The following is a 19204-nucleotide window of genomic DNA, read 5'->3' as shown; positions in this document are numbered from 1 at the left end:
CGTACCAGCGCCTGACCGCAGACCAGACATTCCAGAGATATGCAAGCACCCCAGCCACCCTAAGCTTCCAAAGCTTAGCTACCCCGAAATTCGCCCGCCAACACTGGGAAGCAGGCACAATCCATACACACGTTTTGTCCTATAACCCCGGTAAGCGGAATGATCGTGGAGAATCCGCAGGCACCAGCCAGCCGAACCCCTACGCCCGTTCCGCGGCCACCCGTTCGAGGACTTCCCGGCATGCCAGGATTGCGGGGTGGATCCGGCCGGCGGTGCGCGTCGACGTGAAGACTGTCCGCTTGGGGAGCCCGGGGAGGTCCAGTAGTTGGACCGGAGTGGTCCGGCCCGTCCAGACGAGGTCCGGCATGAGGGCCACGGCATTGCCGGACTCGATGAGCCGGATTTGCGCTTGGAGGTCGGCGGTTTCGTAGCGGACGTCGGGCTCGAAGCCAGCGGAGCGGCATGCTTGTTCTGCCCAGTGCCGGGACGCCGCACCATGCGGTTCCATGACCCATGGCAGGGGAGCCGTATCCGCGAGCGAGGAAATCGACTCGCCACCGAGGCCAATCGGGGGAGTGGCCAGCCTGATGGCGTCGCTGGTCAGGGTTGCGCGGTCCAGGCCGGGGTGGTGTGGTGCTGCGTGCCCTGGGTATTGCTCGGCCACCACGATGTCGAAGTCTCGGGCCCAGGTTTCATAGAGCGCAGTCTCGGGTTCGCGCTGGATCATTTCCACTCGCACTTCGGGATACTCGCCCTTCATGATGGTGAGGAAGTCCGGCATGAGGGCCAGGGCGGCGGTTTGGAACACGGCGAGCCGCACTGTTCCCGTCACTGTGGAGAGGGACGCCGCGAGATCCGTCTCTGCCCGCTCGAGGGTGGCCAGCAAAGCGGCCGCATGTTCCACGAGGATCTCGGCCTGCGGCGTCAGCTGCACCCGTCGACCGGATTTTCTCAGCAGTTTCACGCCCGCTTCCTTCTCCAACAAGGTCAACTGCTGGGACACCGAGGACGGGCTGTACTTCATGGCGTCGGCCACTTCTGCGAGCGTCCCGCGGATCTTCAATTCGTGCAGCAAGCGCAGCCTGCGGACATCCAGCATTCGGCTCTCCAGAAGGGTCGAGAAATCTAATGAATATTCTTCAGAAAAGATCGCTTTTCCTAATCTGATTGTAGATCCATACTGATGGAAACAAAGCACTCTCCGCACCAAAAGGAACGAAGCGCATGAGCACACCAACTCGGGATTCGAGCATCGACGCCAGGACACAATCCACCCCGGAATCCGGACACCTCCAGGAGTTGGCCCACGAAGCCATCCAACTGGTTCGACACTGGCTCACCGAAGCCTCGAAGGTACCCGTTGACGTTTCCGCGCAGCGCCTCGCCGGCGTCCTGAAGGATCCGAACGGCCTGGACTTCACCGTGGGATTCGTCGACGGCGTCATCCGCCCTGAGGATCTGTCCGTCGCCGGCCGCAACCTGGCCAAGCTTGCCCCGAAGGTCCCGGCCTTCCTGCCTTGGTACATGCGCGCTGCTGTGCGCACCGGCGGCGTCATGGCTCCGGTCCTGCCGCAGGTGGTCATCCCGATCGCACGCAAAGTCCTCCGCGACATGGTGGGCCACCTGATCGTGGACGCCACCGATGCCAAGCTTGGCCCGGCCATCGCCAAGATCAAGCAGAACGGCGTCCACCTGAACGTGAACCTGCTGGGCGAGGCCGTCCTGGGCGAACGCGAAGCCAGCCGCAGGCTCGAGGGGACCCTCAAGCTCCTGGCCCGTGACGACGTCGACTACGTCTCCATCAAGGAGTCCTCCACGGTGGCCCCGCACTCGCTGTGGGCCTTCGACGAAGCAGTGGACCACGTGGTGGAGAAGCTCACCCCGCTCTACGAGCTGGCCGCATCGTTCCCCAAGCCCAAGTTCATCAACCTGGACATGGAGGAATACAAGGACCTCAGCCTGACCATGGCCGTGTTCACCCGGATCCTGGACAAGCCCGAATTCAAGAACCTTGAGGCCGGCATCGTGCTGCAGGCCTACCTCCCGGACGCGCTGTCGGCCATGCAGGAATTGCAGGAATGGGCTGCGGCCCGCCGGGCAAATGGCGGCGCTCCGATCAAGGTGCGCGTCGTCAAGGGCGCCAACCTGCCTATGGAACAGGTCCAGGCGTCCATCCAGGGCTGGCCGCTCGCTACGTGGGGCAGCAAGCAGGATTCGGACACCAACTACAAGCGCGTCCTGAACTACGCGCTCACTCCAGGACACATCGATGCGGTCCGCATCGGCGTCGCCGGCCACAACCTCTTCGACATCGCGTTTGCGTGGCTGCTCGGGAAGGAGCGCGGCGTTACGGCGGGCATTGAGTTCGAGATGCTCCTCGGTATGGCCACGGGCCAAGCCACGGCCGTCCGCAAGGACGTCGGCAGCCTCCTGTTGTACACGCCGGTGGTGCACCCGGGCGAGTTCGACGTTGCCATCGCCTACCTGATCCGCCGCCTCGAAGAAGGCGCCAGCCAGGACAACTTCATGTCCGCTGTGTTCGAACTCAGCGAAAACAAATCGCTGTTCGAGCGTGAGAAGCAGCGCTTCCTCGCCTCCCTCGCAGAATTGGACGACGCCGTTCCGGCCCCCAACCGCACGCAGGACCGCAACAAGCCCGCGGCCGCCATGCCAAGCCAGGGCTTCGCCAACACTCCGGACACCGATCCTGCCCTGCCCGCCAACCGGGCCTGGGGCCGTGCCATCCTCGACCGCATCCCGGGCTCCACTGCGGGAAACGCGATCGTTGAAGCCAGCAAGGTCAGCGACCCGCAGGAACTGGAACGCATCATTGCCACCGCAGTGGAACACGGCAAAACTTGGGGCGCCATGCCTGCCGCCGAGCGCGCAGCCATCCTGCACCGCGCAGGCGACATCCTGGAATCCCGCCGCGCCGAACTTCTCGAGGTTATGGCCTCCGAGACCGGCAAGACGATCGAACAAGGCGACCCCGAAGTCAGCGAAGCAATCGACTTCGCGCACTACTACGCCGAGCGCGCCAAGGACCTGGAAACGGTCGACGGCGCCAGGTTCGTCCCAGCGAAGCTCACCGTTGTGACCCCGCCGTGGAACTTCCCGGTGGCGATTCCCGCGGGCTCCACGCTGGCGGCACTCGCGGCGGGATCCGCCGTCGTGATCAAACCCGCAAAGCAGGCCCGCCGCTCCGGTTCCGTCATGGTGGACGCCCTGTGGGAGGCCGGCGTGCCGCGCGAAGTGCTGGCGCTCGTGCAGCTCGAAGAACGCGAGCTGGGCACCCAGCTGGTCTCGCACCCCAGCGTTGACCGCGTGATTCTCACCGGCGGCTACGAGACCGCTGAGCTCTTCCGGTCCTTCCGGCAGGACCTCCCGCTGCTCGCGGAAACCTCGGGCAAGAACGCCATCATCGTCACCCCGCACGCCGACCTCGATCTTGCCGCCAAGGACGTTGTGTACTCCGCTTTCGGGCACGCAGGGCAGAAGTGCTCCGCCGCTTCACTGGTGATCCTGGTGGGTTCCGTAGCCACCTCCGAGCGCTTCCACAACCAACTCGTGGATGCCGCCCGCTCGCTCAAGGTGGGCTACCCGGAAGAGGCCACCACCCAGATGGGCCCGATCATCGAGCCGGCCAACGGCAAGCTCCTCAACGCGCTGACCACCCTCGGCGAGGGCGAGACCTGGGCCGTGAAGCCCGAGAAGCTGGACGAGACCGGCCGTCTGTGGTCCCCGGGCATCCGGTTCGGCGTGAAGCGCGGCTCCTACTTCCACCTGACCGAGTTCTTCGGCCCGGTCCTCGGCGTCATGACGGCGTCCACCTTGGAAGAAGCCATCGCCATCCAGAACGAGATCGAATACGGCCTCACCGCCGGGCTGCACTCGCTCGATTCCGGTGAAATGGGCGTCTGGCTGGAGACCATCCAGGCCGGCAACCTCTACGTGAACCGCGGCATCACGGGCGCAATCGTCCAGCGGCAGCCGTTCGGCGGCTGGAAGAAGTCCGCCGTGGGCGCCGGCACCAAGGCCGGCGGACCCAACTACCTGGTGGGGCTGGGTAGCTGGCTCCCTACGGAGCCCCGCGCCAAGCGCGGTGCCACGCTCAAGGGTGCGGCCGCTTCGATCCTGGCCGCCGCCAAGGCCTCCGTCTCGCTTGTCGAAGCCAGCGAGGCGGAGGCCCTGCAGAAGGCGCTCTTCAGCGACGCCGAGGCATGGGCCACGGAATTCGGCACCCGCAAGGACGTCTCCGGCCTGAGCGCCGAGCGCAACGTCTTCCGGTACCGGGCCATCCCCGTGACCATCCGCTTGTCCGAGGGCGGGAAGCTCGTGGACTTGCTTCGCGTCGTGGCAGCCGGTGCAGTGGCGGGTTCGGCGCTCACGGTGTCCTCCGCCGTCGAACTTCCCGAAGCTGTCATCGCAGCGTTCGCGGGGCTCGGCGTGGGCACCCGCATCCAGAACGACGCCGAATGGCTGGCTTCCGCGGCAGGCATCAACGGTGGCCGTATCCGCCTGATCGGCGGGGACAGCAGCGCGCTGAGCGCAGCGACCGGCGGCCGTCCCGACGTCGCGATCTACCACGGCACGGTGACCCCGGCCGGACGCATCGAGATGCTGCCGTTCCTGCACGAGCAGGCCGTCAGCATCACGGCGCACCGCTTCGGCACTCCGAACCACTTGTCGGACGCGCTGATCTAGCGATTCGTCAAGGAAGCCCGGCGGAACGGCCACACCGTTCCGCCGGGCTCCTCTGCGTCTAAGCCTCGTACCCCAGGCGCCGCAATCGTTTCCGGGCGGCCTGCTCGCTGGGGCCGCTGCGGCCCAACGTCAGGCGCACGACAGCGAGCACCACCCGCGCGGCGAGAATCGACGGTAGCGGGATGGGGCCGATACGGGCTTTTTCCAGCCCCAGCAATTCCCGATATCGGGGCTCCAGGCTGGCGACGGCCGCGGCGAACAGAATCCGGTAACCGGGTTGCAGCGACGCTTTCAACGGGGGGTACCTGATGAATTCGATGGTTTCCCTGAGCCGCTCGTCCGCGCGGAGATGTCCGGAGGCGTACCACTGGTCCATTTCCGCCGTCACTTCCGCGAGGCTCAAGGGAGGGTCCTCGACTCCCATGAGGCGCCCGGCCTGGGCCCATTCGCGGATGTAGGCGTCGGCGCCGCCGGGGACCGCCCCGCCCCAGATCCGGTGCGCCGCAACGAAGGAATCCGCGTACGCAACGTGGACCCAGCGGAGAAGCTCGGGATCGTTTGCTGAGTACTCGCGGGTTTGGCCTTGGGCGTCAACGTAGTTGCCCTTGACGGAATCGTGCACCCGCCGCACGAAGTGGGTTGCCGTGTGGGCTGCGTCCATGGAGCCGTAGCTCACCGTGAAGATCCAACGGATGGTATTTGCCAGGCGGCCGAGGGGATCCCTTTTGAAGCCTGAATGGTCGTATACTCCCGCCAAAGCGCCGGGATGCAGGGATTGCATGAGCAGCACCCGGATTCCCGCGATGATCGTGGACATGGAACCGTGGACGGCCCAGACGGCCGATCCGGGAAGGTGGTACCCGGGGTCGTTTCCCTCGGCAAGCCGCAGCACCCAGTCAGGCGTGGACTGCGGGTGACCCGTAAAAGTCATCCGCAGTTCCGCTTGCCACTTCTTCAGGAAGTTGACCATGGTCCATTGTTGCGCTTCATTCTGCTGGCGCAAGGTGCCGTCTAGTTTACGCAGCGGTACCGGGCTAACGCAGAAGTGCCGGCCCGCTCTGGAATGAGCCGGCCGGCACCTTTCACGCGAGTCCGCTTAGGCTGCGGGCTGCTCGGCAAGTGCCCGACGACGGCGCGCCGGGGACGCTGCCACGAGCAGGGCCGCAATCGCCACCGCAGCGCTCAGGACCAGGCCGGGCCGGTACTGATCGAGCATGGCCGCCGCGCTGACAGGGCCGTTTGCGCCTGCGCCGGTGTCATGCCCGCTGACGAGGGCGGTCGTCACGGCGAGGACGAGTGCCGCGCCAACCTGCGTGCTGGTCTGGATGAGTCCGGCGGCCAGTCCCTGCTCCGAATCCCGGATTCCAGCGGTGGCTTGGACATTGATGGACGGGAAGGCCAAAGCGAAACCGATGCCCAGCAGGATGACCGAGGGCAGGATGTCCAGGACGTAGTTGGGCGACGTTCCAACGCGGAGGAACAAGACGTAGCCCAGTCCCATGGCGGTCAGGCCGGTGAGGATGAGCTTCGGGGCGCCGAATTTCTCGATGAACCTGTCCGCGAAGGGTGCGCTCGTTGCCACCAGGAGCCCGGTGGGAAGCAAGGCAAGCGCCATGCCCAGGGGAGACCAGCCGAGCACCGACTGCAGGTACATGGTGAGGATGAACTGGAAGCTCAGGTAGGAGCCGAACAGTCCAACGGCACTCAGGTTGGCGCGGGCCACCCAGCCTTCACGCAGGATGCCGAAGCGGATAAGCGGGTGCTTGACTCGGTTTTCGATGACGGCGAAGGTTGCCAGCACGGCAGCAGAGATGGCGAATCCGGCGATTGTTGCCACAGATCCCCAGCCCTTCTCCGGCGCTGAAACCAAGGTATACACGAGGCCAAGCATGCCGAGTGCGAGGGTCACCGCGCCCCAGACGTCGTGGCCGCTCTCTTCCGTGGACGGCTTATCCCGGGGAATGAACAACATGCCGAGAAGCACGACGGCGACGGCGATCGGTACCGATACAAGGAAGGTCCAGCGCCAGCTCAAACTGGTCATGAGCCCGCCAACCACCAGCCCGAGCGAAAAGCCGCTCGCGCCGAAAGTGGTGAAGATGGACAGCGCCTTGTTGCGCTCGCGGCCTTCGGCGAAGTTGGTAGTGATGATGGAGAACCCGGTGGGGGCAGTGAATGCCGCGGCCAGGCCCTTGACGAAGCGCGTTGCGATCAAGAGGGTGGGATCGTTCACGAGGCCGCCGAGGAGCGAAGCCGCAGCGAACACGGTCAAGGCGATCAGGAAGATCCGACGCCGGCCCAGCAGGTCGGCGAGCCGCCCGCCCAGGAGCAACAGGCTCCCGTACCCCAGGACGTAGGCGGAAACGATCCACTGCAGGGAATCGGTTCCGAGGTGGAGTTCGTGGCCGATGGAGGGAAGGGCTACGCCCACCATGGAAACGTCCAGGCCGTCGAGGGCCAGAACGGTGCACACCACCATCAGCAGCAGCCACTGGGCCCGGGTCCAGCGGACGGCTGTATGGAGCTGCTCGGCAGATCTAGTGAGGGTGCTTGGTGAAGTCATGCAGATCAATCTATATGACGCGTCATTCAATGACAAGGAATATGACTAGGAATCTTATGACGTGGACTTTATTTGGGGTTTCGACTAGAATCGGGCCATGGCAACAACGCAGGATCGCCAGCTGGTTGAGCAATGGCGCAGCATCCAGAACTCGTACTTCCGCACCGCGGCCGCGATCGACCGCGCCCTCGAAGCCAAGTTCGACATCGGCCTGAACGAGTTCGAAATCCTCGATCTTGTTGCCGAAAGTGTTGACTCTGCCTGCCGAATGAAGGCGCTGGGCGAGCGGACTCCCATGACCCAGAGCGCTGTCTCCAAGGTTGTTGACCGCTTGGAGAAAGCCGGACTCGTGTCCCGCGTGACCTGCGCGGATGACCGCCGCTCGCTGTACCTCGAACTGACCGACGCCGGGCGCACGCTGCATTCGGATGCCGCCGTCGAGCACCGCGCCCTGCTTAAAGCGAACCTCGGCGAGTAGCCCGCCACGGTCCGGCGAGTGTTTCGCGGACCGGCCAAGTATGAAGTCGAGTGTTCCCATTCGATTTCGCAACGGCCACAATGGGACAAGCGCGCCCGTACTGGGGATGAGCGCCCGTCTCAGGAGCCGCTGTGGGAAAGCATCATGAGTCTGGCCAGGTCGTCGACCTGGTGCTCACAAGAAAATTCGGCCGGGTCCTCTCGGCGTGCTTCCTCGCTGTCGTGGTAATCCTCGCTTTCGGTTTCCAGGGCCCGGGTTTGGGCGGAGCGGCAAGCGATGGATCCCTGGCCACTGGCCAAGTCGAACCCGGAATGCTGCCCACCGATGGTGCCACCTCGAGCGCCCAGGAGACCGTGCCCCCAAGCCCGCCGTCGGCCCCGGTCCAGGCAGGTGACAAAGCCACGGTGTCTTTTGAACGCTCCCCGGTCCAAACCCTCGACAAGAACGGCGTTGGCACTCTCAATGTCTCGTCGAGTTCCCTCGACCGGCCGCCTGCCGGGAAACTCTACGCGCCGCTCGAAATGCTGCTTCCGAGCTCTCCCTTCGGGTTGAGGATCGATCCGTTCACCGGATTGCCGGGCGAGTTCCACTGGGGCCAGGATTTCGCCGCGGCTTGCGGCACGCTGGTCTACGCAGCCGACTCCGGCGTGGTCCGGGCCGTGGGTTGGCACCCCTGGGGCGGCGGCAATCGCGTGGAAATCGATCACGGCAACGGCCTTGTCACCACGTACAACCACCTGCAGGGCATTGCAGTGACCAAGGGGCAATCGGTCCGTGTGGGCGAAGTCATTGCCAGGGTGGGAACCACGGGTTCCTCGACCGGTTGCCACTTGCACTTCGAGACGATCCTCAACGGTGTCTATACCAACCCGATGAACTGGACGTTCCTGCCCACCAAGCAGGTGGATCCCCTCGGCGACATCCCGATGGTCAGCTACCAGCCAGGTTCCGCCACCGCGACCTCGGCCGGGTCTGTCTGGTCCATCCCCGGGGCCGTGCCGACCGACCCGGGAGCCGTACCCTCAAGGGAAGCGGTGACCGGCGGGGTGCAGGAAGCGAAGGTGGTGCCGACCGCGACACCGACGGCGTCACCCAGCGGCAGCCCGACGGCGTCACCCAGCGGGACGCCGACTGCGAGCCCGACGCCGAGTCCGACAGCGTCACCCAGCGGGACGCCGACTCCGAGCCCGACGCCGAGCCCGACGCCGAGCCCGACCGGGACGCCGACTGGCACCCCGACCGGGACGCCAACACCGACTCCGAGCGGCACTCCCACGCCAAGCAAGACACCGAGCGGCACCCCGAGCCCTACCTTGACGCAGGCTCCTACCGGGACGCAACCGCCCACGGTGACGCAGGGGCCGACAACGGTAGTCCCGCCTACCGTGACCGTACCGCCGCCGGTGGCGCCGACGTCGAGCCTTCCCGTTCCGGTGCCGAGCGTGACCCAGTCCGTGCCCACGCCGCCGGCACCCACCCAGCCCACGCCGCCGGCACCCACCCAGCCCACGCCGTCGGCGCCCAGTAGCCCCACGCCGTCGGTCACGGCAACTACCAAAACGGCGTCCCCCAAGCCGTAAGTCGTCGCATTCCTTGTAGCCTGTCCAAGCGCCCTGCCGCGCGTAGACTCGAAGGCGGCAGTTTGCCAAGGTTCCCCGTGGTAAGGAAGCGATTCAATGTCCCCGCTCTACAGCATCCCCCTGACGTTCAACGACGGCTCCCAGGCCGACTTCGGGCATTTCGAGGGCAAAGCCGTACTGGTTGTCAACGTGGCTTCGAAGTGTGGGTTCACGCGCCAGTACTCGGGACTGGAGGAGCTCTACGGCAAATACCGTGACCGTGGATTCGAGATTCTGGGCGTGCCGTGCAACCAGTTCGCCGGCCAGGAACAGGGTTCGGACGCCGAGATCGCGGACTTCTGCCAGCGCAATTTCGGCGTCTCGTTCCCGCTCGCGAGCAAGGCCAAGGTCCGCGGCAAGCAACAGCACCCCCTGTACGCCGAGCTGACCCGGACGGACGACGGCTCCAAACCGCAGAAGGTGAAGTGGAACTTCGAAAAGTTCCTCGTGAGCCGCGAAGGCGCGGTGCTCGCCCGCTTCCCGTCCGCCGTCGAGCCCGATTCCCAAGAGCTCATCGAGGCACTCGAAGAGGCCCTCGCCTAGGCTCCCTGGACGGAGTCCAGAGTGACTCCCGCCGTAAGCACCTGACGGCCGTCGACAACGACTTCACCGTCAACAACGGTCAGGATCACCGGCGTCTGCGCGAATTCGTCCGGCGCGGTGGTCAAAGGATTGTGCCGGACCACGGTCAGATCGGCGCGTGCCCCGATCTCTACGATTCCGCCCTCTTCACCGACAGACCTCCAATATTGGCTCGTGTAACCTTCGAGCGCGGCACGCGCGGACAGCGCCTGCCGGGGTTGGACGGGTTCGACGTCGGGCCGGCCGGCCGGGCGGCGCGTCTGGGCCGAGGCGATGATCGCCCGCGGGTCGAAGGGAGCGATGGGCCAGTCCGATCCGAGTGCGACGATGGCTCCGGCGTCGCGGAGATCGCGGGTCCGCCACGCGTGGTTGGCCCGTTCGCTGCCAAGCCTGCGGGACCAGTTGTCCGTGTGGTCAGCTCGGCTGTAGAGGGCGCAATGCGTCGGCTGCAGGCTGGTAGCGGCGCCCGCATTGATGATTTCCGCCAACACCGAATCCGGGATGGACTCGATGTGCTCGATCCGGTGGACCGTGCCGTTCTTGGGAAGGGCCCCGATGGTCCGGGCGACGAAGGACACCGCCTGATCGCCGATGGCGTGCGTCGTGGTGGGGATCCGGTGGTCGTGGAAGAACTTCATGGCCGCGGCGAGGGCTTCAGGATCGTGCCAGAGCGGGTGGAGGGATTCTCCGTGGGCGTCGGGCTCAAAGAGCCACGCCGTGCCGTTGTCGATGGTTCCATCCATCATGAGCTTGATGCCGTGAACGTGCCAGCGCCTTCCGTGCCTGCCCTGCATCGCGAGCATGGCCTTCAGGTCTTCCTCCGTGGCGCCGGGCATGACCCACGGGGAGATCCGCAGCCGGATGGCGAGCTCGCCTCGGCGCTCCAAGGCCTCCAGCACCTCCAAGGTGTCCGGGGCGCCGAAGTCCAGCATCTGGCCCGCCACCAGCCCGGATTCGGCCATGGAACGCAGGAGTTTCTCCAGCCCGTCGACGCGCTGCTCGAAGGAGAGCTCGGGAAGGACGCCGCGGACGAGCTCCTGGGCGGCCATTTCGTAGAGCATGCCGTTGGGCTTGCCGAGCTGGTCGACGCCGACATAGCCGGTGCTCGGCAGTTTCTCCGCTCCGGTGACCCCGGCGAGCTTGAGGGCGGCGTCGGAGACGAGCGAGGCATGGCCGTCGAACAGGGTGATGAACACGAGTTCGTCGTCGAGGATGCCGTCGAAGAGGGAGTTGTTGAAACCCGCATCCCCGAAAATGACAGGGTCGAGGCCCCAAGCGAACAACCAATCGGAGCCGACGGCGTGCGGCGTGGAAGCGGCATATCGCACGAGGGCGGCGCGGACGTCGTCGAGCTCGGTGATCCCGCCCAGGTCAAGGCCGCGGGCGATTTCCGCGCCGTGGATGGGATGGATGTGGGCGTCGATCAGGCCGGGGCAGACTGTTGCCTCGCCGACGTCGATCACCTGTTTGGCTCGTGCCGTCCATTCGGCGGCGGCGTTGGCTGTCTGCTCGCCGTCGGTGCGGCCGACGTGCGCAATCCTCCCATTCGAGACGGCGACGAAACCGGCGGTCTCAGTCAGCGCCTCACCGTGGAGGATGCTGGACGAGAAGATGACGAGATCGATGGGCTCGGGCGTGGTCAAGATATAACTCCTTGTTGTGTTCGGGTTTCCGACGCCGGCCCGGTGAGGATCAGTCGTCGTCGATGGCTGCCTTCAATCCTGCCGAGAGGACATCGGCCAGGAATGCGAAGCGGTCCACAGGGTGCTCTGCCACGGCCTTCTTTGCCGCGAACAGATGGGGATAAGTGCCTTCTTCCTCTTCGTTGATGCTCCATGCGGATTCCATCGTCATTGCGTCGAGGCTCGCGCCGATCGCTGCGCTGTCGAGGGTTTCCAGTGCGGGAATGATGAGATGCCGTGGCGCCCCCGCGATCTCAAACGCTTCGACGTACTGGTCGTAGCGCTCCAAGGCTGCCGGGTGTGACACCGGCTGCGTGAGCAGGAGGGGAAGGAGCGCCGGTACCAGGCTGTACGCCTTGCGGAGGGCGTCGAAGATCTCGCGGATGACGTCGTCGAGGCTGCCGGACGGCAACTCGGGCATCGGAGCTCTGTCTACGAGCGCGCCACGGGCCAGTTCGATGATCTCCTGCCGACCCGTGACGTGCTTGTAGAAAGATGACTGCCTGACGCCCAGGCGTTCCGCGAGCCGAGGGATCGAGAGGCTCTCTTCCTTTTCGAACATCTCAAGTGCCGCGCGGCCGATCGCCTTCCGTGAGAGCCTCGGTGTCCGGGGCCGTCCTAGCTGGCTGGTTTTGCTCGGAGTCTGCATCCCTCAAGACTAGGCTCCGGGATCACTCGGCGTGTCCGATCCGCCGGTATGCGGCCGGGTTGACCTTGCGCAGCACGAGGGCCAGTACGGTTCCGGCGGCAAACAAGAGCGGTGCGAAAACGAGGAGCGTCGTGTTGACGGGGTCCCCGGCCGGAAGGCCGGTGATCAGTTGGGCATTGTTGGCCATCAGGTAGATGACTACGCACATGATGATCGTGGCTGCCACGGCAGAAGGCACGACGTACCAGCGAAGGCCATGGTCCTTGAGTCGCGTGAAGAAGACCACGACCCCGACGCCGGTGAGTGCCTGCAGGAGGAGGACGCCGATCACTCCCGGGGTGTTCGTCCAGATCAGGAACTGGGTGAAGGGGTCCAGTTGGAAGAGGGCCGCGCCGATCACGAGGGCGAGCGCGAGGAGGGTCTGGTCGAAGCCCGCCACGGACGGCGTGCGATATCGAGGGCTGATCCGGCCCGAGCGCTTCGGGAAGATGCCCTCGCGGCTCAAGGACAACGTGTAGCGGTTGATGGTGTTGTGGAAGGAGAGCTGGGCCGCGAAGATGCTGGTAACGATCAACACGCTCATGAGGTTCACGCACCAGCCGCCCGCGAAGTTGCCCGCTGCGATGTAGGCGGTGTCTCCGGCGTCGAGGTGGCCGGCGGCAAAGGCCTGGACGGCGTCCGCTCCGAAGGCCTGGACGATGATCCAGACGGCGAAGGCGTAGAACGCCCCGATGAAGGCGATGGAGATATAGGTGGCACGGGGGACACTGCGGTCCGGGTCGCGGGCCTCTTCCCGGTACAGGGCTCCGGATTCAAATCCCATGAAGGCGGAGAAACCCAGGCCCAGGACGGCGGCGAACTGCGGGGAGAAGATGGCCTGCGGGCTGAATGATTCAAAGCTGATGCCGTGTGCGCCGCCTTGGGCCAGGACGAACGCGGCGACGATGGCGACGATCAGGGTTTCGAGGGTGAGCAGGACGGCGAGGACCCTGGCGCCGACGTCGATTCCGCGCCAGCCCAGGTACCAGACGGCACCGATTGAGACGATCGCGTAGAGCCACCAGGGAAGTTCCACGCCGGTGAAGGATTTGACGGCGAGGTTGGCTTGGATGCCCAGTAGTCCGTAGAGGCCGATTTGCAGGCCGTTGTAGCTCATCCAGGCGGTGAGGCCGGAGCCGAGGCCAACCACGCGGCCGAGGGTTTTCGAGATGTAGCCATAAAAGCCGCTGTAGGACCGGACATGGCGGGTGAGCGCCATGAAACCGATGGCGAACAGGCCCAGGCCGATAGCCGCGGCAATGTAGATGGCGGGCGCACCGACGCCGCCCACAGCGAGGGCGAGCGGGGCGATCCCGACGACGATGGTCAGCGGAGCGGCCGCTGACACCAACATGAACACAATGTCGCGTGTGCCGATTGCGTTCTTCTTCAATCCGCCGTCAACGCTGACGGTCGCGGACGGCACGAGCGCCGTCTCTTCTTTAGTGAAAGCCATTCGCTTATTGTGAGGGGAGGCACAGGTTCGAGTCAAGGGGGTCTGTTTCGGAGCTCGCTTCCAACCGGCGCCAAAACACCGACGCCCGCTCACCTATGTGGTCTTTTGGGCGGACGCTCGCTCATTTTTGGTGAGCGAGCGTCGGGTGGAATGTGGCTAAAGGTGAGCGAGCGTCGTCGAAAATCGCCCTAAAAGTGAGCGGGGATCGCAGGGGGAGCCCCAGTAATTTTCCAACATTCCGACGGTAAGTTACCCTGCGTTAGCCTTTTGTCTGGTTGGATTGGGTTTATTGGGGCAGACACTGGAGGCGCCGTCTCCTACCGACCCGAAGGTAGTAATGGAGCTCATCGAGGCCGAGCACCCGCGGCCAGGACACGTACTTCTGCACCTTAGCGACTCCCATCTGTTGGGTGGGCCGGAACCCCTCTACGGCGCCGTCGACAGCGAAGCCCATCTCAGGCAACTCTTTTCGGAAGTACACGCGTCAAAGGTCCGTCCCGACGCCGTGATCTTCACCGGTGACCTCGCCGATCAGGGTGAGCCGGGCGCCTACGCCAAACTCCGGTCGATCGTCGAGCCTGCCTGTCGAGAGATGGGAGCGCGGGTGATCTGGGCGATGGGAAACCACGACGACCGGGCGAATTTCCGTGCTGGCCTCTTCGACCAGAGCGACAATGACGCTCCGGTGGATCACAGCTACTTCGTCAACGGGCTGCGGATCATCACGCTGGATACCTCCGTGCCCGGCTTCCATCACGGTGAGCTGAGCCAGAGCCAGCTCGACTGGTTGGAATCGGAGCTCGCGACGCCGGCTCCGGACGGAACGATCCTTGCCCTCCACCACCCTCCGGTCCCGAGCGTCCTCGACCTATCCATCCTGGTGGAGCTGCGCGGCCAAGCGGCACTGGCCGACGTCGTACGCAATTCGGATATCCGTTCCATCCTGGGCGGCCACCTGCACTACTCCACCATGGCCATGTTCGCGGGCGTCCCGGTATCGGTGGCTTCCGCGAGCTGCTACACGCAGGACCTCAATGTTCCGCAGGGCGGCACCCGAGGCCGGGACGGTGCCCAGGCATTCAACCTGGTCCACGTTTACGAGCAGACGATCGTTCATTCGGTGGTGCCGCTGGGCAAATCGCCTACTGTCGGTGAGTACGTCAGCCCGGAAGCTACGAGGCGGCGGCTCGCCCAAGCAGGCATCCGGATTCCCCAGCGAGCCACGCACGAACGCGGTTCCATGGCCGATGCGAAGCATCCGGAGATGACCCGACGCTAGGGGCAGCTGGTCTCTACACGTTCGATGCCCGGACTTCCATTGGCGTGGTGCTCGGCGCCGGGCTTACTGGATTCCGGGCCGTCATGGTGCGGTAAAGAAGAACGGCTCCCACGAACAAGACAGCCAGGTAGGCCACAGTAAGGGGAATCCATCCAAACGGCGGCTGCCACTGGGGCGCCGTCAGCATGTCCCGCCAGTTGGACTCGTCATGGAGACCAATGACGTACCGGCGCATTCCATAGATAAAGCTGTAGAAATGGCCAAATACCAGGATAGCGAGCACTACCGATAGCGCCCGTCGTCCTGTGCGGCGGAAGTCGATATCGAAAGAGCGCATTGCAACCCCGCATGCAGTGATCATCACGGCCACAAGCGCCAGGATGTACCGACCCTGCCAGATAATTCCTACCTCCTTCGCAAGGGGAATCTGTAGCACCGGAGGGAGGACGATGATCGCAGCCACCAGGAAAGCGATGGTCAGCCGCGCTGAACGGCTGGGCACGGACAATGCTGCCACGATCACCCCGATGATCAGCGCCGCCCAGACAGTGAGCACCCCGCTTGGCCCCAAAGTATCCAGCCAACCAAGGTAGGACACGTAACCGGCCGCGAAATCGAACGTCTTGTCCAGCATGATAGCGGCGATCCGGGCCGGTGATGTCTCGATCCCCGCGCCCATGAGGCTTTGCAGGCTATCCGCGCTCTTGAGCCAAAGCACGGCGAGCCCGCACGCGACGGCGACCACGAATGCCATCGCCTGCACAAATCGCAGACGCAACACGGAAACGAGCGGACGAAGCCCGAACATCAAGAGTGACGCCGCCACGGCCAAGGCGAGCCAAAGAAGTGAGGCAGCCCGGGTGTTGGCCAGGACAGCAGCTGAAATCGCCGCAGCGGCAAGGGGTAGCCGCCAATGAGCGCCGGAGGCGATTCTCTCCCACGACAAACACAGTGCGCTGAACACAGCCATCGACGCGGCGATTTCCAGTGAATTGGGGTTCACCCCTCCGGACAGGAACAAAACCATGGGGGTCACGGCTATCGACCCGACAAACAATGGCAGTTTCCAGCGTTGAAGGCTCGCCAAAGCAGTCAGGGCAACAGCAAGGAAGGCAACGCTGAGAAGACCGCCAACGATCCGCATGGCGTAGATGGCCTTGGCGCCGGTAAGGAACAGGCTCGGAAGCCCAGCCACCGCGTAGTACATCGGGTTGTAGTTTCCCGCGCTGGTGTATGCCTTCAGCTCTGAGACGTCATCTGACAGCGTAGGGCTGCAACCGGCGGACACCGCCGGATTCCAAGCGAAGCAAGTTTGGAGTCCATCCACCGTTCCCACGAACGCAGGGACGAGCACCTGGGCCCGATCACCTTGATTCGCGCCAGGTTCCCCTCGCAACTGCCCTCGAACAACGGCCCCTGCCTTCACGGTGTGAGCTGGTTCGTCCGGCACGGACATAAGGGGGCTTGCCAGTGCCCAGATCGAGGTGAGGAGCCCAAGAATGGCGAATATTGCGAGAAAGCGTAGGAACCAACGGGGAAGGCTGAGGGGGTTCAATAGACATGTCTGTTCGTTGATCGGGTGCGGAGATTCACAGCTACTTTACTTCTCCCACGGCGCCTTGACCGGGAAGTACTTCTCCATGAAGTCCGTCACGAGTCCGGCCCTTTCGTCGGCAGCCACCTCGGGGAAGCTGCCATCGTTGAGGCAGAAGAAGTCCACATTGCGTTTGGCGAGCAAAGTGGGCAGGTAGTGCAGCCCGGACCACAGGGTTGTGTCCACATACCTGACCTTGGCTGCCGTCTGCGTCACTGCCCGGCCGGTGAGCAACGAGTAGTAGTGGTAAAACGAGTTGGTCACCGAGATGTTGTCCGCCGCACGGAATCTGCTGGCCGCCGTCTTGGCGAATTCGGCGGGAAACTCCCGCTCCATCTCTGCGATTACGCTGCGGCGGAGGGGCGCGGCAGTGTGTTCCAAGTGGCGCGTGGTGATGCGCCCGAACCGTTCCCAGAGAAGCTTCCTGTTGACGCGGGCCGCGTTCTCGAAGCCGCTGCGCTCGGCGTCGTTCTCTCCCAATCCGATCCGGGTGGAGGCTTCGATGAACTTGGTGATTCCGCCGGGAGTGAAGAACATGTCCGGTGCTACGGGCCGGCCGAAGAACATGTCGTCGTTGGAATACAGGAAATGCTCGGAAAGGCCATCAATGTGGTGCAACTGGGATTCCACGGCCTGGGAATTGTGGGTGGGCAGCACTGTGGGGTCCTTGAAGAACTCCTCGCTGCGCATGATCCTGACGCTCGGGTGCTCTGCCAGCCACTCCGGCGCGGGAGAGTCCGTGGCGATGTAGATCCGGCGAATCCAGGGCGCATACATGTACACGGAGCGCAGGGCATATTTGAGTTCGTTGATCTGGCGGAAACGGGCTTCGTGCGCGTCGCCCTCGCCCACCACAGCGTCTTTCATCTGCTCGCGGCGGGCCGCGATGTATGCGGGATCGTTTCCGTCCACCCATGAAAAGACGATGTCGACGTCGAAGTCGATGTCGCTCGCGTGGTCCGCGAACATGTTCTCGATGGTCGGCCAGCTCAGCCCGTGGCGTTCCACCGTGCCCCGGACAGCGTCCTGGCGTAGCATGGTCCGCCGGGTCAGGGAGTTCTCCACCGGCAACACGAGTTGTTCGCCGTCGAACTCCCACAGTTCCAGTTGCACGCCCAGCGATGGACCGTATGTCAGCCCGCCCCCGGGTTCCACGCGGGGACGGAAGAGCCGGAAGATCCTGGCCTTCCGGTTGTTCGAGAGCTCGCCGTCGGCCACCAGCAACGTGGATTTCTTCCGCGCGTCGACGGCCATGGAGTAAAACGGCTCGTTCCGGAAAGCCGAGACCAAAGCCTGGCGCAGTTTCTTCCGGAGCTTCCAATCGACGGCGATCACGGGCCGGTGGTCGTTGCCGCGGACCAGGATGAAGTCCAGCCCCGCCGCGTCCAGCGCGGCGCGGATCACGAGAAGGTCTTCGACCATCACCTGCTGCGGAGTGCGGTTCTGGTTCAGCAAGCTGTAGCGGCCGCGATGGCGGACGACGTCGGGACGGTGCTTGAGGCGCGCCTCGACTGCGGGCGACGTCGGTTCGGGAACGACCGCATCGTCGTCGGACGGGGGGCTACCGAAGTAGATTGCTTGCTGGTCCATGTCTGTGATGGCTTTTCTCCGAAAGGTTGTGGTTCGCGCGGGCTTGGTGGACCTAGCCCACCAAGGCTTCGCGCCAACTGCGCAGGAATGCGCCTCCGGCGTCGTCGTGAATGACGTCGTCGCCCAGGCCGAGGTCTGTGGCTGTAAGAACATCGTAGGGCTTGTTTGGCACGCCGTCGGCGGGCCGGACGTCGACGTGCTTGACGCTGTGGTCATTGTGGTGGAGCCAATCCGCCATGGCGTAGTCCGTGCGCGAATCGCCCACTGTCCGCCAGGCCTGCGGGGTGATGCCCTGGGCGGCGAGGAGCTCCACCGCGCGGCTCGCGCCGAGATCCTTGCCGAGCCGGATGGACTCGATGTCGGTGGAGATGATGGTGGGATCCAGGCGGTAGTCGGCGGCGTCGTCGGACTCTGGCGCGTGGTGGTCCAGGAGCGCGGCGGAGAGCCCATGCCTGCCCATGAGTTCCAAGGCATCGGCGTCGAAGAGCTTCTGCTCGGCCAGGTAGTCGTCGCTTGAAACGTCCAGATGCTGTTCCACTGAGACCATGGCGCGCTTTGTCTCATCGAAGAACATGTGCGTCGCATAGTCCTCTGCCACCATGCGGCGGACGTCATCGCCGTAGGCCTTCGGGACAGCTAGGTCATGATCCACATGGATGGGTCCTGGGCCGCCCGAGGTGTAGCTGAACCACACAGCGCCCTTTTCGCAGATCGCGTGGACCACCGTTCCCGCAGGCATTCCGGCGGCGATCATGGGTGCCATGACCTGCTCGCGGATGAAAGCGTCTGAGCGGCCGGTGTTGAAAATAACGGGGATGCCTGCGGATGCCAAGCCCACGAGGTCGGCGATGATTTCCGGCTTCACGTCGCGCGTCACGGGACTCGCGACGGGGCCGTCGACGTCGAGGAGGAGTGCGAGGGCGGGAGCAGCCGGGTGCGTGCCTGGCATTGAAGCAGTCATGATCCCAT

At 64.5% G+C, this 19204-nt stretch carries 14 protein-coding genes; 5 read left to right on the top strand and 9 right to left on the bottom strand.

Annotated elements, in window-relative coordinates; translation table 11 throughout:
* Window positions 1-199: 199 nt before the first annotated feature.
* A complete protein-coding gene (locus tag AC1DJB_RS22265) occupies window positions 200-1099 on the bottom strand; it encodes a LysR substrate-binding domain-containing protein (protein WP_059388524.1) in 900 nt (299 codons plus the stop codon).
* A 125-nt stretch (window positions 1100-1224) separates the two neighbouring features.
* Here AC1DJB_RS22265 and AC1DJB_RS22260 point away from each other — a divergent pair, with 125 nt between their 5' ends.
* Window positions 1225-4704 (top strand): bifunctional proline dehydrogenase/L-glutamate gamma-semialdehyde dehydrogenase, encoded by a 3480-nt coding sequence (locus tag AC1DJB_RS22260; RefSeq protein ID WP_441432930.1) that lies wholly within the window; start codon window positions 1225-1227, stop codon window positions 4702-4704.
* A gap of 58 nt (window positions 4705-4762) precedes the next feature.
* Here AC1DJB_RS22260 and AC1DJB_RS22255 read toward each other — a convergent pair whose 3' ends face one another.
* Window positions 4763-5674 carry an oxygenase MpaB family protein gene (locus tag AC1DJB_RS22255; RefSeq protein WP_284988806.1) on the bottom strand — a complete coding sequence of 304 codons (912 nt, stop codon included), beginning with the start codon at window positions 5672-5674 and terminating at the stop codon, window positions 4763-4765.
* Window positions 5675-5800: 126 nt separating this feature from the next.
* Window positions 5801-7267, bottom strand: a complete 1467-nt coding sequence (locus AC1DJB_RS22250) for an MFS transporter (RefSeq protein WP_441432929.1) — start codon at window positions 7265-7267, stop codon at window positions 5801-5803.
* 97 nt (window positions 7268-7364) lie between these two features.
* On the opposite strand from AC1DJB_RS22250, the gene AC1DJB_RS22245 reads away from it, so the two are divergent.
* The 3 genes from AC1DJB_RS22245 to AC1DJB_RS22235 all read left to right on the top strand — a co-directional run bounded on the left by AC1DJB_RS22245 (window position 7365) and on the right by AC1DJB_RS22235 (window position 9907).
* Entirely contained in the window at window positions 7365-7745 is a 381-nt protein-coding gene (locus tag AC1DJB_RS22245) for a MarR family winged helix-turn-helix transcriptional regulator (RefSeq protein ID WP_306963252.1), read from the top strand.
* 131 nt (window positions 7746-7876) lie between these two features.
* Window positions 7877-9325: a peptidoglycan DD-metalloendopeptidase family protein gene (locus tag AC1DJB_RS22240; protein ID WP_441432928.1), complete on the top strand. Its 1449-nt coding sequence runs from the start codon at window positions 7877-7879 to the stop codon at window positions 9323-9325.
* A 96-nt stretch (window positions 9326-9421) separates the two neighbouring features.
* Window positions 9422-9907 carry a glutathione peroxidase gene (locus tag AC1DJB_RS22235; protein ID WP_306963255.1) on the top strand — a complete coding sequence of 162 codons (486 nt, stop codon included), beginning with the start codon at window positions 9422-9424 and terminating at the stop codon, window positions 9905-9907.
* Here AC1DJB_RS22235 and AC1DJB_RS22230 read toward each other — a convergent pair.
* The 3 genes from AC1DJB_RS22230 to AC1DJB_RS22220 are packed head-to-tail and all read right to left on the bottom strand — an operon-like array spanning window position 9904 to window position 13772.
* Complete coding sequence (locus tag AC1DJB_RS22230; protein ID WP_441432927.1) at window positions 9904-11589, bottom strand: amidohydrolase; 1686 nt, start codon at window positions 11587-11589, stop codon at window positions 9904-9906. The two genes, AC1DJB_RS22235 and AC1DJB_RS22230, sit on opposite strands and share 4 nt — an antisense overlap.
* 49 nt (window positions 11590-11638) lie before the next feature.
* A complete protein-coding gene (locus AC1DJB_RS22225; protein ID WP_441432926.1) occupies window positions 11639-12277 on the bottom strand; it encodes a TetR/AcrR family transcriptional regulator in 639 nt (212 codons plus the stop codon).
* A 22-nt stretch (window positions 12278-12299) separates the two neighbouring features.
* Window positions 12300-13772, bottom strand: coding sequence for an APC family permease (locus AC1DJB_RS22220; RefSeq protein WP_441432925.1), 1473 nt, complete (start codon window positions 13770-13772; stop codon window positions 12300-12302).
* 337 nt (window positions 13773-14109) lie between these two features.
* On the opposite strand from AC1DJB_RS22220, the gene AC1DJB_RS22215 reads away from it, so the two are divergent.
* Window positions 14110-15051 carry a phosphodiesterase gene (locus AC1DJB_RS22215; protein ID WP_284988656.1) on the top strand — a complete coding sequence of 314 codons (942 nt, stop codon included), beginning with the start codon at window positions 14110-14112 and terminating at the stop codon, window positions 15049-15051.
* 13 nt (window positions 15052-15064) lie between these two features.
* Here AC1DJB_RS22215 and AC1DJB_RS22210 read toward each other — a convergent pair whose 3' ends face one another.
* Genes AC1DJB_RS22210 through AC1DJB_RS22200 form a run of 3 tightly spaced genes read right to left on the bottom strand, consistent with a single transcriptional unit; the run spans window position 15065 to window position 19196 of the window.
* Entirely contained in the window at window positions 15065-16606 is a 1542-nt protein-coding gene (locus AC1DJB_RS22210; protein WP_441432924.1) for a DUF2142 domain-containing protein, read from the bottom strand.
* A 45-nt stretch (window positions 16607-16651) separates the two neighbouring features.
* Window positions 16652-18235, bottom strand: a complete 1584-nt coding sequence (locus AC1DJB_RS22205) for a stealth family protein (protein WP_332602463.1) — start codon at window positions 18233-18235, stop codon at window positions 16652-16654.
* A 52-nt stretch (window positions 18236-18287) separates the two neighbouring features.
* The gene (locus tag AC1DJB_RS22200) at window positions 18288-19196 is read right to left on the bottom strand and encodes a Cof-type HAD-IIB family hydrolase (protein WP_307052855.1); all 909 of its coding nucleotides are present in this window, start codon (window positions 19194-19196) and stop codon (window positions 18288-18290) included.
* Window positions 19197-19204 lie beyond the last annotated feature (8 nt).

It is taken from the genome of Arthrobacter sp. 01T428 (genome assembly GCF_056398685.1).
The sequence above is the reverse complement of the archived record's forward strand: the minus strand, read 5'-3'. Positions and strand labels throughout refer to the sequence as shown.

Excerpts from the sequence above, each read along its gene's own strand:
- AC1DJB_RS22215 (WP_284988656.1), top strand. The coding sequence starts at position 14,110 with ATGGAGCTCATCGAGGCCGAGCACCCGCGGCCAGGACACGTACTTCTG.
- AC1DJB_RS22235 (WP_306963255.1), top strand. The coding sequence starts at position 9,422 with ATGTCCCCGCTCTACAGCATCCCCCTGACGTTCAACGACGGCTCCCAG.
- AC1DJB_RS22250 (WP_441432929.1), bottom strand. The coding sequence starts at position 7,267 with ATGACTTCACCAAGCACCCTCACTAGATCTGCCGAGCAGCTCCATACA.
- AC1DJB_RS22220 (WP_441432925.1), bottom strand. The coding sequence starts at position 13,772 with ATGGCTTTCACTAAAGAAGAGACGGCGCTCGTGCCGTCCGCGACCGTC.
- AC1DJB_RS22265 (WP_059388524.1), bottom strand. The coding sequence starts at position 1,099 with ATGCTGGATGTCCGCAGGCTGCGCTTGCTGCACGAATTGAAGATCCGC.
- AC1DJB_RS22225 (WP_441432926.1), bottom strand. The coding sequence starts at position 12,277 with ATGCAGACTCCGAGCAAAACCAGCCAGCTAGGACGGCCCCGGACACCG.
- AC1DJB_RS22255 (WP_284988806.1), bottom strand. The coding sequence starts at position 5,674 with ATGGTCAACTTCCTGAAGAAGTGGCAAGCGGAACTGCGGATGACTTTT.
- AC1DJB_RS22205 (WP_332602463.1), bottom strand. The coding sequence starts at position 18,235 with ATGGACCAGCAAGCAATCTACTTCGGTAGCCCCCCGTCCGACGACGAT.
- AC1DJB_RS22200 (WP_307052855.1), bottom strand. The coding sequence starts at position 19,196 with ATGACTGCTTCAATGCCAGGCACGCACCCGGCTGCTCCCGCCCTCGCA.
- AC1DJB_RS22245 (WP_306963252.1), top strand. The coding sequence starts at position 7,365 with ATGGCAACAACGCAGGATCGCCAGCTGGTTGAGCAATGGCGCAGCATC.
- AC1DJB_RS22260 (WP_441432930.1), top strand. The coding sequence starts at position 1,225 with ATGAGCACACCAACTCGGGATTCGAGCATCGACGCCAGGACACAATCC.